We start from the raw sequence: 12,473 nt of genomic DNA on the forward strand, positions 1-12,473 counted from the left end.
GTGTCTGGTTGAGTTTCAGTTCTTGTCGAGATCGATATTCTTCGTCTCACGCAAACAGATCATCCCCACCACCAGGCTCACCCCGGTAATCAACACCGGATACCACAGCCCATAGAAAATGTCCCCGGTGTACACCACCAGCGCAAACGACACCGTCGGCAGGAATCCGCCAAACCAGCCGTTGCCGATGTGGTACGGCAGCGACATCGAGGTGTAGCGAATGCGCGTCGGGAACAGTTCGACCATCAGCGCTGCCAGCGGGCCGTAGCACATCGCCGAGATGATGATCAGCGCCACGATCAGGGCGACGATCATCGGTTTGTTGATTTGCTGCAGATCGGCCTGTTGCGGGTAGCCGGCGAGGGTGATCGCACCGCGCAGGGCGGCCTCGTCGAAGCCATCGAGTTTGACATCGCCGACGCTCACTTGCACGGCGCTGCCCGCAGGCGCAGCGGCGCTGGAGTAGGGCAGGCCTTGCTTGACCAGGAAGGTTTTGACCTTGTCGCACGGGCTGTCGAATTTGGCTTTGCCGACCGGGTCGAACTGGAAGGTGCAAGTCGCCGGATCCGCCAGCACGGTGATCGGTGCCTGACGGCTGGCCTGATCGATCGCCGGGTTGGCGTAGTGCGCGAGGGATTTGAAGATCGGGAAGTACAACGCGGTCGCCAGCAGCAAGCCCAGCATCAGCACCGGTTTACGGCCGACCTTGTCCGACAGCCAGCCGAAAAAGATGAAGAACGGTGCGCCGATGACCACGCTGATGATCAACAAAGTATTGGCCACCGCCGGGTCCATTTTCAGAAACTGGGTGAGGAAGAACAGCACGTAGAACTGCGCCGCGTAGAAGGTCACCGCTTGGCCGGCGTTGATGCTGAACAGGGCGATCAACACGACTTTAAGATTTTCCCATTTGCCGAAAGATTCTCGGATTGGCGCCTTCGAGGTTTTGCCTTCCTCTTTCATTTTCAGGTACGCCGGCGACTCGTGCAGGCTCAGGCGAATCCAGGTGGAAATGCCCAGCAGCACGATCGACAGCAGGAACGGAATACGCCAGCCCCAGACTTCAAACTGATCGCCGGTGAAGTAGCGGCAACCGAGCACCACCAGCAGCGACAGCAACAGGCCGAGGGTCGCGGTGGACTGAATCCAGCTGGTGTGGAAACCGCGCTTTCCGATCGGCGCGTGTTCGGCAACGTAAGTTGCCGCACCGCCGTATTCGCCGCCAAGCGCCAAGCCCTGAAGCATGCGCAGCACCACCAGAATGATCGGCGCGGCGATGCCGATGCTGGCGTAGGTCGGCAGCAGACCGACGCAGAACGTCGCCACACCCATCAGAATGATCGTCGCGAGAAAGGTGTATTTGCGCCCGATCATGTCCCCCAACCGACCGAACACCAGCGCCCCGAACGGTCGCACGATAAAGCCGGCGGCGAAGGCCATCAGCGCAAAGATAAACGCCGTGGTGTCGTTTACTCCGGCGAAAAACTGCTTGCTGATCACCGCCGCAAGGGCGCCGTAGAGGAAGAAGTCATACCACTCGAACACCGTACCGAGTGATGAAGCGAAGATGACTTTGCGTGTATCCGGGCTGGTCTCGACGCTGCGCACGGCGTCCAGCGGCTGAACGTGTTCTGACATATCGGTATCCCTCACAGTGATTGTTTTTGTTGTTCCACTGGTGTTGCGTGTCCGGGTGATGCGCGATGCTTTGAATCTGTTGATGATTCCTGTGGGAGCGAGCCTGCTCGCGAAGGCGTCGTGTCAGTCAACGTTTATGTTGAATGTGCTACCGCATTCGCGAGCAGGCTCGCTCCCACATTTGGACTGTGTACAGGTCCAGCCAGGATGAGTTGTGCCGCTTTCTCGGCAATCATCAGCGTAGGCGAACAGGTGTTGCCCGAGGTGATGCGCGGCATGATCGACGCATCGGCGATGCGCAAACCGGGCACGCCGTGGACGCGCAGTTGCGCATCGACCACCGCATCGCCGTCATTGCCCATGCGACAGGTGCCGACCGGATGGAAAATCGTCGTGCCGATCGTCGCTGCTGCTTGCTGCAATTGTTCTTCACTTTGCAGGCTGGCGCCGGGCAGGTATTCCACCGGTTTGAACGCTTGCAGGGCAGGGGCGCTGACGATGCGGCGTGTCAGGCGAATCGCATCTGCCGCGACGCGCAAATCCTCTGGATGACTGAGGTAGTTGGGTTGAATCAGTGGCGCCTCTTGCGGATCCGCTGAACGAATGTCGATGCGGCCACGACTCTGCGGACGCAGATCGCACACCGAAGCGGTGAAGGCAGGGAAGCTGTGCAACGGCTCGCCAAAGCGCTCCAGGGACAATGGCTGCACGTGGTACTCAAGATTCGCCGAGGTCTGCTCCGGCCCCGAACGCGCAAACGCGCCCAACTGACTCGGCGCCATCGACAGCGGCCCGCTACGGTCATACAGATAACGCAGGCCCATGCCCATCTTGCCCCACACGCTGCCAGCGATCTGGTTGAGCGTGCGCGCATTTTCCAGTTTGTAGATCAGGCGCAGTTGCAGGTGATCCTGCAGGTTGCCGCCGACGCCTGGCAGCTCATGAATCACGCCGATTCCCAAGCGTTCGAGCAGTGGCCGTGGGCCAATCCCGGAGCGCTGCAAAATGCTTGGTGATCCGACCGCGCCGGCACACAGGACGATCTCCTTGCGCGCCTTGAACTGCTTGGTCTGACCTTCATGACGGGCACTGACTTTTGTTGCGCGACCGTCCTCAAGCAACACCCGATCCACCTCAACCCCGGTCAGCACTGTCAGATTGGCTCGGTCACGCACCGGTTTCAAAAACGCCTTCGCCGCGTTCCAGCGCACGCCGGATTTCTGATTGACCTGAAAGTAGCCGCAACCTTCGTTGTCGCCCTGATTGAAGTCATCGATGCTGGCGATGCCGTTTTGCTCAGCCGCACTGCGAAAGGCATCCAGAATCGGCCACGACAGACGCTGCTGCTCGACCCGCCATTCACCCTTGGCGCCGTGAAATTCAGCCGCACCGGCAAAATGGTTTTCGCTCTGTTTGAACAGCGGCAACACGTCATTCCAGGCCCAGCCCGGATTGCCCTCGGCCGCCCAGCCATCGTAGTCGTTGGCCTGGCCGCGCATGTAGATCATGCCGTTGATGGACGAACAACCGCCCAGCACTTTACCGCGCGGATAGCTCAGCTCGCGGCCGTTGAGACCGGGTTGTTCTTCGGTCTTGAAGCACCAGTCGGTGCGCGGGTTACCGATGCAGAACAGGTAACCGACAGGAATGTGAATCCACGCATAGTTGTCGCGCCCGCCGGCTTCGAGCAACAGCACGCGCTGCTGCGGATCTGCCGACAGTCGATTGGCCAGCAAGCACCCGGCAGGGCCGGCGCCGACCACGATGTAGTCGTATTCATCGAGGGAAGTCTGCATTCCCTGACCTCGCTTTTTGTTTTTATTGTCGGACACTCTAGTTGTTAGCTTTCGTTAAAAGAATGTTAGTTTTTGCGCAGCCGCTGTGCGTTTTCAAACAGCCTGCATAGACCATAGCCGACAAGGACACGCCATGTTCGACTGGAACGACCTGCGGTTTTTTCTCGAACTGCAACGCAGCGGCCGCCTGCTCACCGCTGCCCGCCGCCTCAACACCACCCACGCCACCGTCGCCCGCCATATCGAAGCCATCGAAAAAAGCCTCGGCACCGCACTGTTCGTCCAGCACGCGCAAGGCTACGAAATGACCCCGGCGGGGGAGGCGCTGCTTAAACACGCTGAAGCGATGGAAAACGTTGCGCTGCTGGCGCAGGAGGAAATCACCCAATCCACTGCGCCGTTGGGCAAGATTCGTGTTGGCGTCACCGAAGGGCTGGGCATCAAGTTTCTCGCCAGTCGCATGATCGGCTTGTTCGAACGCTATCCTGGATTGGAGGTGGAACTGGTCGCCGTGCCGCGCTTCGTCAGCATCCTCAACCGGGAGGCGGAAATCAGCATTCATCTCGAGCGCCCGGCGGCGGACATGCTCGTCACGCGCAAACTCACCGACTATCGCTTGGCGCTGTACGCCAGCCAACGCTATCTCGATAAAGCCCCGCCATTGCAAAGCCGCGAAGACCTTGGGCGGCATGCGTGGATTGGTTATGTCGATGACTTGCTGTTCAGCCAGGAACTGATGTTTCTCAACAGCTTCTGCCGCAGTCCGCGCGTGGTGTTTCACAGCACCAGCGTCATCGCCCAGCAGGAAGCGGCGCGGTCGGGATTGGGCATTGCGGTGTTGCCTTGCTACATGGCCGAATCGGATCCCGATCTGGTGCCGTTGCTGCCGGATGAAAGCATCGAGCGCAGCTACTGGATCAGTACGCGGCGCGAGTTGCACAAATCGGTGCGGCTGCGGGTGGTCTGGGATTATGTGGTGGCGTTGTGTGAGGCGGAGCAGGGGTTGCTGCTGGGCAGATCGCAGGTTGGCTCCTCTTTTGCTTGAAAGCGCCAAGGCCTTTTAACAATGGAGAGCAGCAATGAGGAAATGGCTCACCGTTCGCGACATCAATGCGGACACCTTGAAGGCCATCAGTAACGGCGTCTTACGCCATGGCCGAGCCTTGTCTGAGGCGCGCGGCGGGCACGCGGAAGCCATCGCCTGCGCGCTGATGGAGGAGGGAACACTGATCGGCGGCGCTACCGGCAGAACCGAATTCAGGCGCCTGTTTGTCAATTACCTGTGGATCGACGCGCAATGGCGCGGAACCGGGCTGGGTGCTCAGGCGTTGCACAAGCTTGAGGCGCTGGCCGTTGAAAGGGCGTGCGTGGATGCGTTGATCGAAACGCTGGATGACGACGTCGCCCGTTGGTACACCCGCTGCGGCTACCGATTGATCGCGCACGTGCCTGAATACTGCGGCCCGTGGAGTCGTCATACGCTGTTGAAAACCCTTGGCGCAACCCAAGGAAATGCCGCCGATGACCAATAGCGATCTGGGCAGTACACCGAAAACCGGCATGCTTCATCACGTTGAAATCAATGTCTCATCGCTGGAAGTCTCGCTGCGTTTTTGGCAGCCGTTGCTCTTGATGCTGGGTTATGCGCAGCATCAAAACTGGCCCGCCGGGCGCAGCTTTATTCTCAACGGCACCTACCTGGTGTTCGTTCAGGCAAGCGATCTGCAACAGGGCTTCAACCGCCGGGGCGTGGGCTTGAATCATCTGGCGTTTCAGGCGGGTTCACAGGCGCAAGTGGATGAAATGGCGGGTTGGCTGCGAACCTCCGGTTTTCGTCTTCTCTACGAGAGCGCCTATCCGTACGCCGGCGGCCCGGAGCACTACGCCCTCTACTGTGAGGATCCGGACAAGATCAAAGTAGAGATCGTCGCGCCGGTGGACACGCACCTGTAGTCCCGTTTGCAGGGCTGGCAGGAATGACGTTGCGTGCGGCATTGAAGACTGTGCCTTCTACAGCGCTTTGGCAAAAAGGAAATTCTTGGGGTTGATTAATATATGGATATCCGTATATTCGAATTTCCATATGTACAGAGCTCGTCCCATGATCACTCCCACCGAAGTCTTCAAGAGCCTCGCTGACGAAACCCGCGTCCGCGCCATGCTGCTCATTTCCGAACAAGGTGAACTCTGCGTCTGCGAGCTGATGTGTGCGCTCGACGACAGCCAACCGAAAATCAGCCGCCACCTCGCGCAACTGCGCAGCAATGGCTTGCTGCTCGATCGCCGTCAGGGCCAGTGGGTCTATTACCGCCTCAACCCTGATCTTCCTGCGTGGGTTCGCGAAATCCTGCAAGTGACGTCCAAAGCCAACGCCGATTGGTTCAAGGACAACGCCGCCCGTCTGCAGAACATGGACGGGCGTCCGGTGCGCGAAGCCGCCTGCTGCTGAATCCGGATTTAGAGAGTTCTGACATGTTGCTGGCTTTCGCTGTTTTCGTCTTCACCCTCGTACTCGTCATCTGGCAGCCCAAAGGATTAGGCGTCGGTTGGAGCGCCACGTTCGGTGCCCTGATCGCCCTGGCCGTCGGTGCCGTTTCGCTGCAGGACATTCCCACAGTGTGGGCCATCGTCTGGAACGCCACCGCCACGTTTATCGCGGTGATCATCATCAGCCTGCTGCTGGATGAAGCCGGCTTCTTTGAATGGGCGGCACTCCACGTTGCACGATGGGCAAAGGGCAGTGGTTATCGATTGTTCGCGTTCTGCGTGTTGCTCGGCGCGGCGGTGGCGGCGGTGTTCGCCAACGACGGTGCGGCGCTGATCCTTACGCCCATTGTCATGTCGATGTTGCTGGCGCTGCGCTTTTCACCGACGGCGACGTTGGCATTCGTCATGGCCGCCGGGTTTATTGCCGACACGGCCAGCCTGCCGCTGGTGGTGTCCAATCTGGTCAACATCGTGTCCGCCGACTACTTCGGCTTGGGCTTTGCCGAATACGCATCGGTGATGGTGCCGGTGAGTCTGGTCAGTGTCGCGGCGACGCTGCTGGTGCTGTTTGTGTACTTCCGGCGCGATGTGCCACAGCGCTACCCGGTTGAGGCGCTTCAGGAACCCAAAGCAGCGATTCGCGACCACCCCACCTTCGTGGTCGGCGGCTGGACACTGCTGATATTGCTGGTCGGGCTGTTCGCTCTGGAACCGCTGGGGATTCCTGTCAGTGCCGTCGCGGCAGTGTGTGCGGCGATCCTTTTTGCGGTCGCTGCCAAGGGCCACAAGATCGCTACCCGACGGGTTTTGCGCGATGCGCCGTGGCAGATCGTGGTGTTCTCGCTGGGCATGTACCTGGTGGTGTATGGCCTGAAGAATGCCGGGTTGACGGACCTGCTGGCCGTCGTCCTCGACCGCTTGGCCGAGCAAGGTTTGTGGACCGCCACCCTCGGCACTGGCCTGCTGTCCGCGCTGTTGTCATCGGTGATGAACAACATGCCCAGCGTGCTGATCGGTGCGCTGTCGATCCAGGCCAGCGACGCCCAGGGGCTCGTTCGCGAAGCGATGATCTACGCCACCATCATTGGCTGCGACCTCGGCCCGAAAATCACCCCCATCGGTAGCCTCGCCACGTTGCTCTGGCTGCATGTGCTGGAACGCAAAGGTCTGCGCATCACCTGGGGCTACTACTTCAAGGTCGGCATTCTGCTGACCCTTCCGGTTCTGTTGATCACTCTTTCGGCCCTGGCACTGCGCCTGAGCCTTTGATGTCCGCCAAAAGCGGTAGGAGCAATCCATGCGAGTTCTGTTCATGTGCACGGCCAACAGCTGCCGCAGCATCCTGTCTGAAGCCATGTTCAATCATCTGGCGCCAGCGGGATTCGAAGCGGTGAGTGCCGGCAGTTTCCCCAAAGGCCAGGTGTTGCCGCGCAGCCTGTCGACGCTGCAACAGGCCGGCATCGCCATTGATGGTTTGCACAGCAAAGGCAACGACGCTTTTGAAAGCAACCCGCCAGATATCGTCATCACCGTGTGCGACAAAGCCGCTGGCGAGGCCTGCCCGGTGTATTTCGGCCCGGCGCTGAAATCCCATTGGGGGCTGGAAGATCCCTCCGAAGTGAAGGGCGACGAAGCCACTGTCGACGCGGCTTTTCACGCCACCCTTATGCGCATCGGCCAACGCTGTCAGGCCTTCCTCGATCTGCCTTTCCACTCGCTCAGCCGCGACCAACTCAAGGCTGAGCTCGACCGCATCGGCGCGCTTTAAGGAGGATTTATGTCCGAACTGCCCAACCTCGATCTCAATCTGTTCGATAACGCCAAACCGTCGCAAGCGGGCGTGCACAAACCGCGGATCCTGCTGCTCTACGGCTCGACCCGCGAACGCTCGTTCAGCCGTTTGCTGGTAGAGGAAGCCGCGCGCCTGCTCGAACACTTCGGCGCCGAAACGCGCATCTTCAACCCGTCCGGTCTGCCACTGCCCGACGACGTTCCGGTCGACCATCCCAAAGTGCAGGAACTGCGCGATCTGGTGCTGTGGTCAGAAGGCCAGGTCTGGTGTTCGCCAGAACGGCACGGCGCCATGTCTGCCGTATTCAAGGCGCAGATCGACTGGATCCCGCTCGAACTCGGTGCAGTGCGTCCGACCCAGGGCAAGACCCTGGCCGTGATGCAGGTCTGCGGCGGTTCGCAGTCGTTCAACGTGGTCAACCAGTTGCGCGTGTTGGGCCGCTGGATGCGCATGTTCACCATCCCCAACCAATCCTCGGTGCCCAAGGCCTACATGGAGTTCGACGACACCGGGCGGATGAACGCGTCGCCGTTTTATGATCGTGTGGTCGATGTGATGGAAGAACTGGTGAAGTTCACCGTGCTGCTGCGCGATCAACAGGCGCATCTGGTCGATCGTTACTCCGAGCGTAAGGAAAGTGCAGAGCAATTGATGGCGCGGGTGAATCAGCGTTCTATTTGAGGTCGTCCCTCGGCGAGGGACGGCTGCGTTCACGTGCGGCATCGGCGATGCGCAATCCAGCATTGATTGATGGTGATCAACCTTGTGTCGGTCAGTTCGGCGCAGCCTTGGAAAGGTGCTGAACTCACTGCAAACACCTGCACAGGAGTCTTGATCATGGCCATGATGAAAGCGGCGATATTCGTCGAAAAGAATCGCATCGTGCTGGATGACAAACCGATCCCCGAGGTTGGCCCGCTGGACGCGCTGGTGCGCATCACCACCACGACAATCTGCGGCACCGACGTACATATCCTGCGTGGCGAGTATCCGGTGGCCAAAGGTTTGACCGTCGGGCACGAACCGGTGGGCGTGATCGAGAAACTTGGCTCACAGGTGCGCGGATTTTTCGAAGGCCAACGGGTGATTGCCGGCGCCATCACCCCCAGCGGCCAAAGCTACGCTTGCCTGTGTGGCTGCGGCTCCCAGGACGGGCCGGACACCCGCCACGGCTTTCGCGCCACCGGCGGCTGGAAATTCGGCAACATTATCGATGGCTGCCAGGCGGAGTACGTCTTGGTGCCCGATGCCTTGGCCAACCTGTGTCCGATCCCCGACGGGCTGAGTGACGAACAGGTGCTGATGTGCCCGGACATCATGTCCACCGGATTCTCCGGCGCCGAACGCGGCGAAGTCAGTATCGGCGACAGCGTTGCGGTATTCGCGCTTGGGCCGATCGGACTGTGCGCGGTGGCCGGGGCGCGGCTCAAGGGCGCGAGCGTGATCATTGGCGTCGACGCGGTGGCCGAGCGCATGAGCGTCGCGCGGCGGTTGGGCGCGACCCATGTGGTCAATTTCAAGGACGGCGACGTGGTCGAGCAAATCATGGCGTTGACCGACGGGCGCGGCGTGGATGTGTCCATCGAAGCCTTGGGCACCCAAGGCACGTTCGAGTCTGCGTTGCGGGTGTTACGCCCGGGCGGACGCCTGTCGAGTCTGGGGGTTTACGCATCGGACCTGCGCATTCCCTACGATGCCTTCGCGGCAGGGCTGGGCGATTACAGCATCGTCAGCACCCTGTGCCCCGGCGGCAAGGAACGCATGCGCCGGTTGATGGCGGTGGTGCAAAGCGGTGGTGTCGATCTGTCGCCGCTGGTGACACATCACTTCAAACTCGACGATATCGAAGCCGCCTATGAACTGTTCGCGCATCAGCGCGATGGGGTGATGAAGGTGGCAATCACGCCGTGATCGGCAACGCGCCCCGCAACGTTTAAAGGTGCGGGGCGCAGGAATGTCGCTACAGACTCAGGCGATGAATGACCTGATGGGCATCATCAGGATCGCTGTGGGTTTCAAAGCCCAGTGATCGGGCGAGGTCGCGCATGGCCGTGTTGCTGGCCGAATCCACCGAATACAGATGCTTGAAACCGTTGTGCCGGGCAGCCTTGATCAAATGTTCCATCAGCAACGTGGCCAGACCCAGGTGCATCCACTCATCGGCGACCGTGACGGCGCATTCACAGTCCTGTTCGCCCGTGGCGGCGTAGCGGCTGATCCCGATCTCGATCAATTCGCCATTTTCGTGAACCAGTGCGATGAAGGCCGCGCGTTGTTTGTAGTCGACGTCCATCAACTGATCGAGCAACGCGGTGCCCGGCTCACTGATCTGCGCAAGAAAGCGCAGGTGTCGGGACTCGGGCGACAAGCGCTTGATGAACGCGTATTCGCGTTCGCGATCCTCGGCGGCCAGGGCACGGACCAAGACGTGGCGGCCATCCCTGAGCGACTCGATCCAGTATTCACCTTGGTGCGCGGCATAGGCCGGCGCCGCGCGGTCATTGTGGTCTTTGACAGTGAGCATGAGATGAGCCTCCATCGGGGCTGAACGAGCAACGCGCAGGAGAGTGCGCTGAGTCTGTTCTACACCGATGTCAGCCCCGGAAGCTGATCTGGATCAGATTCCGACGCGCGGCCACTGTTTTACCGGACGGTGGCGCTCCTGGCGCCGCGACAGGCTCAGCCCTTAGACGGCTCGCGGGTGCTGCGTTGCGATGCGGGGCGCGGTTGCCCGTCGGGAATCGACAATGTTGCGCGCAGGCCGCCCTCAGCGCGGTTGACCAAAGTGATCCGCCCGCCCAACTGCGTGGCGATGGTGTTGACGATGGTCAGTCCCAGCCCCGCACCGTGGGCATTGCCGCGACTGTAGAAGCGCTCGAACAAGCGTGCCCGGTCCGTTTCATCAATGCCCGGCCCCTGATCTTCGACGCTCAAGTGATAAAACCCCTCGGACTGGCTGAGCAGCACGGTGATCACGCCGTGTTCGGGGGAGAAGTTCGCAGCATTGGTGATCAGGTTGTTCAGGGCAATGTCGATCGTGCCGGGGCTGGCCATGATGTTGAACGGCTGGGCGCTGTCTTCGAAGGCCAATTCCAGGTGCTTGCTCAGCAACCATGGCGTCAGCTGCACCAAGCTGTTGCGCACGGTTTCGCTGAGGTCGATGGGTTGCAGCGGCGGCGGATTGGGTTTCGGTTCCAGGCGCGCCATGGTCAGCAACTGGTTGACCAGGCGACTGGTGCGGTCGACCCCGGCGATCAGAAACGCCAGCGACTCGCGGCGCTCCTGTTCGGTGCCGGCCTCCTGCAGGTTCTGCGCATGCACGCGCAGCACCGCCAGCGGCGTACGCATCTCGTGGGCGGCGTCGGCGATAAAGCGCCGTTCACGGCCGAGCACTTCCTGGATCTGCGCGAGCATGCGGTTGAGCGCTGCCTGCATCGGTTCCAGCTCACTGGGCAGCGGCGCCAGTTGCAACGGTTCCAGCGAACCGCTGTGACGGGCGCGCAAGGTCTCGGCCATGTTCGCCAAGGGCTTGAGGCCCCAGCCGATGGCCAGCCAGACCATCGCCGCGAGCAGCAGGCTGCCGACCACGTTCGGCCACAGCGTGTGGCGGACGATGCGGTCGACCAGATCGGCGCGCACATCGTCACGCTCACCGACCCAGATGCGCAGGCCGTTCTGTTTGTCTTCAAGGAGAAAGGCGCGCCAGTGCCGATTGTTCAGATCCACCACATCGCTGAAGCCGGGCTGTGTTGGCGGCGCCTTGAAGGACGGTGCGCTGGCGGTGTGCACCAACACATCACCGGCAGGATTCCACACCTGAAAGGCGATTTTGCGTTCGTAAGGATGACCCTCGCCGCGCGGCACCGCTTCGCCCAGCGCCGAGTTGAACGCCTGGTAAAGCTCTGCGTGCTGTTTGCTGGCCAGGGGCATGCGCATCACCCCTTGCAACAAGCGCGCGTTCTGCGCCAATTGTGCGTCGTAGACTTCGGCGATTTCGTGGTTGCTGTCGTGCAGGTTGAAGGTGCTGAGCACCGCGAGCCCGGCCAGCAACAAGCCGATAATCAGGGTCAGCGTGCGACGGCGGATCGAGGTCATCGACGCTCCTCCACCAGATAACCCACGCCGCGAATGGTGCGGATCAGGTCGGTGGAAAACTTCTTGCGCAAGTGATGGATGTGCACTTCGAGGGTGTTGCTTTCGGCTTCTTCATTCCAGCCGTAAAGCAGCTGCATCAGTTGATCGCGGGTCATGACCCGGCCCGGCGGTGACAGCAGTTCGTGCAGCAACTGATATTCCTTCGGCGTCAGGGCCACAGGCTGGCCCTGATAGCTGACTTGCTGGGTGCCGGGGTTGAGGCTGATGCCGGCATGCTCGATCAACGCCTGGGCGCGCCCGGCACTGCGGCGCAACAAGGCGCGCAAGCGTGCCTTGAGCTCATCCAGGTCGAACGGTTTGATCAGGTAGTCGTCGGCCCCGGCGTCGAGCCCGGCGATACGATCTTCGGTGGCGTCGCGCGCGGTCAGAATCAGCACCGGCAGATTCGAACCGCTGTCGCGCAGGCGGCGCAGCACTTGCAGGCCGTCCATGCGCGGCAGACCGAGATCGAGCACGGCGACATCGAAGGTTTCACTGAGCAGCGCATGCAACGCACTGCTGCCGTCCTTGAGCCAGTCGACGGTGTAACCCTCGCGGCCCAGCGCCTGATGAATGCCTTCACCCAGCGCGACGTCATCCTCAACCAGTAATAAACGCACGCGGAC

The 12,473-nt window shown here is 60.9% G+C and carries 13 protein-coding genes; 8 read left to right on the forward strand and 5 right to left on the reverse strand.

From position 1 onward, the window contains the following. Nucleotides 1-15 precede the first annotated feature (15 nt). On the reverse strand, nt 16-1,638 hold the full coding sequence (locus QOM10_RS11535) for an MFS transporter (protein ID WP_007910646.1): 1,623 nt from the start codon (nt 1,636-1,638) through the stop codon (nt 16-18). A 134-nt stretch (nt 1,639-1,772) separates the two neighbouring features. Then, nucleotides 1,773-3,434, reverse strand: a complete 1,662-nt coding sequence (locus QOM10_RS11540) for a GMC family oxidoreductase (RefSeq protein WP_316918086.1) — start codon at nt 3,432-3,434, stop codon at nt 1,773-1,775. A gap of 133 nt (nt 3,435-3,567) precedes the next feature. Between QOM10_RS11540 and QOM10_RS11545 the strand changes: the two genes are divergently transcribed. The 8 genes from QOM10_RS11545 (at nt 3,568) to QOM10_RS11580 (ending at nt 9,624) form a co-directional block, all read left to right on the forward strand. Next, entirely contained in the window at nt 3,568-4,479 is a 912-nt protein-coding gene (locus QOM10_RS11545; protein WP_316918087.1) for a LysR family transcriptional regulator, read from the forward strand. Nucleotides 4,480-4,513: 34 nt separating this feature from the next. Next, the gene (locus tag QOM10_RS11550; RefSeq protein ID WP_316918088.1) at nt 4,514-4,966 is read left to right on the forward strand and encodes a GNAT family N-acetyltransferase; all 453 of its coding nucleotides are present in this window, start codon (nt 4,514-4,516) and stop codon (nt 4,964-4,966) included. Further along, nucleotides 4,956-5,387, forward strand: coding sequence for a VOC family protein (locus QOM10_RS11555; protein WP_316918089.1), 432 nt, complete (start codon nt 4,956-4,958; stop codon nt 5,385-5,387). Before QOM10_RS11550 ends, QOM10_RS11555 begins: the two co-directional genes overlap by 11 nt. 148 nt (nt 5,388-5,535) lie before the next feature. Further along, nucleotides 5,536-5,883, forward strand: coding sequence for a metalloregulator ArsR/SmtB family transcription factor (locus QOM10_RS11560; RefSeq protein WP_316918090.1), 348 nt, complete (start codon nt 5,536-5,538; stop codon nt 5,881-5,883). A 23-nt stretch (nt 5,884-5,906) separates the two neighbouring features. Next, nucleotides 5,907-7,190 (forward strand): arsenic transporter, encoded by a 1,284-nt coding sequence (locus QOM10_RS11565; protein ID WP_316918091.1) that lies wholly within the window; start codon nt 5,907-5,909, stop codon nt 7,188-7,190. Between the two features lie 28 nt (nt 7,191-7,218). After that, nucleotides 7,219-7,689, forward strand: a complete 471-nt coding sequence (locus QOM10_RS11570) for an arsenate reductase ArsC (RefSeq protein WP_316918092.1) — start codon at nt 7,219-7,221, stop codon at nt 7,687-7,689. Nucleotides 7,690-7,698: 9 nt separating this feature from the next. Beyond that, nucleotides 7,699-8,394 carry an arsenical resistance protein ArsH gene (arsH, locus tag QOM10_RS11575; RefSeq protein ID WP_316918093.1) on the forward strand — a complete coding sequence of 232 codons (696 nt, stop codon included), beginning with the start codon at nt 7,699-7,701 and terminating at the stop codon, nt 8,392-8,394. A 156-nt stretch (nt 8,395-8,550) separates the two neighbouring features. Continuing rightward, nucleotides 8,551-9,624: an NAD(P)-dependent alcohol dehydrogenase gene (locus QOM10_RS11580; protein ID WP_316918094.1), complete on the forward strand. Its 1,074-nt coding sequence runs from the start codon at nt 8,551-8,553 to the stop codon at nt 9,622-9,624. 49 nt (nt 9,625-9,673) lie between these two features. Here QOM10_RS11580 and QOM10_RS11585 read toward each other — a convergent pair whose 3' ends face one another. From QOM10_RS11585 to QOM10_RS11595, 3 genes are all read right to left on the reverse strand, one after another. Then, nucleotides 9,674-10,237, reverse strand: coding sequence for a GNAT family N-acetyltransferase (locus QOM10_RS11585; protein WP_316918095.1), 564 nt, complete (start codon nt 10,235-10,237; stop codon nt 9,674-9,676). 155 nt (nt 10,238-10,392) lie between these two features. Beyond that, nucleotides 10,393-11,808: an ATP-binding protein gene (locus QOM10_RS11590; RefSeq protein ID WP_316918096.1), complete on the reverse strand. Its 1,416-nt coding sequence runs from the start codon at nt 11,806-11,808 to the stop codon at nt 10,393-10,395. Then, a complete protein-coding gene (locus QOM10_RS11595; RefSeq protein WP_007910671.1) occupies nt 11,805-12,467 on the reverse strand; it encodes a response regulator in 663 nt (220 codons plus the stop codon). Before QOM10_RS11595 ends, QOM10_RS11590 begins: the two co-directional genes overlap by 4 nt. Nucleotides 12,468-12,473: the final 6 nt, after the last annotated feature.

This window comes from Pseudomonas sp. P108 (genome assembly GCF_032613195.1).
GTDB lineage: Bacteria > Pseudomonadota > Gammaproteobacteria > Pseudomonadales > Pseudomonadaceae > Aquipseudomonas.

What these genes read in the sequence shown, in the direction of transcription:
- QOM10_RS11565 (WP_316918091.1), top strand. Translation starts at nt 5,907, where the DNA reads ATGTTGCTGGCTTTCGCTGTTTTCGTCTTCACCCTCGTACTCGTCATC.
- arsH (WP_316918093.1), top strand. Translation starts at nt 7,699, where the DNA reads ATGTCCGAACTGCCCAACCTCGATCTCAATCTGTTCGATAACGCCAAA.
- QOM10_RS11570 (WP_316918092.1), top strand. Translation starts at nt 7,219, where the DNA reads ATGCGAGTTCTGTTCATGTGCACGGCCAACAGCTGCCGCAGCATCCTG.
- QOM10_RS11555 (WP_316918089.1), top strand. Translation starts at nt 4,956, where the DNA reads ATGACCAATAGCGATCTGGGCAGTACACCGAAAACCGGCATGCTTCAT.
- QOM10_RS11560 (WP_316918090.1), top strand. Translation starts at nt 5,536, where the DNA reads ATGATCACTCCCACCGAAGTCTTCAAGAGCCTCGCTGACGAAACCCGC.
- QOM10_RS11580 (WP_316918094.1), top strand. Translation starts at nt 8,551, where the DNA reads ATGGCCATGATGAAAGCGGCGATATTCGTCGAAAAGAATCGCATCGTG.
- QOM10_RS11540 (WP_316918086.1), bottom strand. Translation starts at nt 3,434, where the DNA reads ATGCAGACTTCCCTCGATGAATACGACTACATCGTGGTCGGCGCCGGC.
- QOM10_RS11545 (WP_316918087.1), top strand. Translation starts at nt 3,568, where the DNA reads ATGTTCGACTGGAACGACCTGCGGTTTTTTCTCGAACTGCAACGCAGC.
- QOM10_RS11590 (WP_316918096.1), bottom strand. Translation starts at nt 11,808, where the DNA reads ATGACCTCGATCCGCCGTCGCACGCTGACCCTGATTATCGGCTTGTTG.
- QOM10_RS11535 (WP_007910646.1), bottom strand. Translation starts at nt 1,638, where the DNA reads ATGTCAGAACACGTTCAGCCGCTGGACGCCGTGCGCAGCGTCGAGACC.
- QOM10_RS11550 (WP_316918088.1), top strand. Translation starts at nt 4,514, where the DNA reads ATGAGGAAATGGCTCACCGTTCGCGACATCAATGCGGACACCTTGAAG.
- QOM10_RS11585 (WP_316918095.1), bottom strand. Translation starts at nt 10,237, where the DNA reads ATGCTCACTGTCAAAGACCACAATGACCGCGCGGCGCCGGCCTATGCC.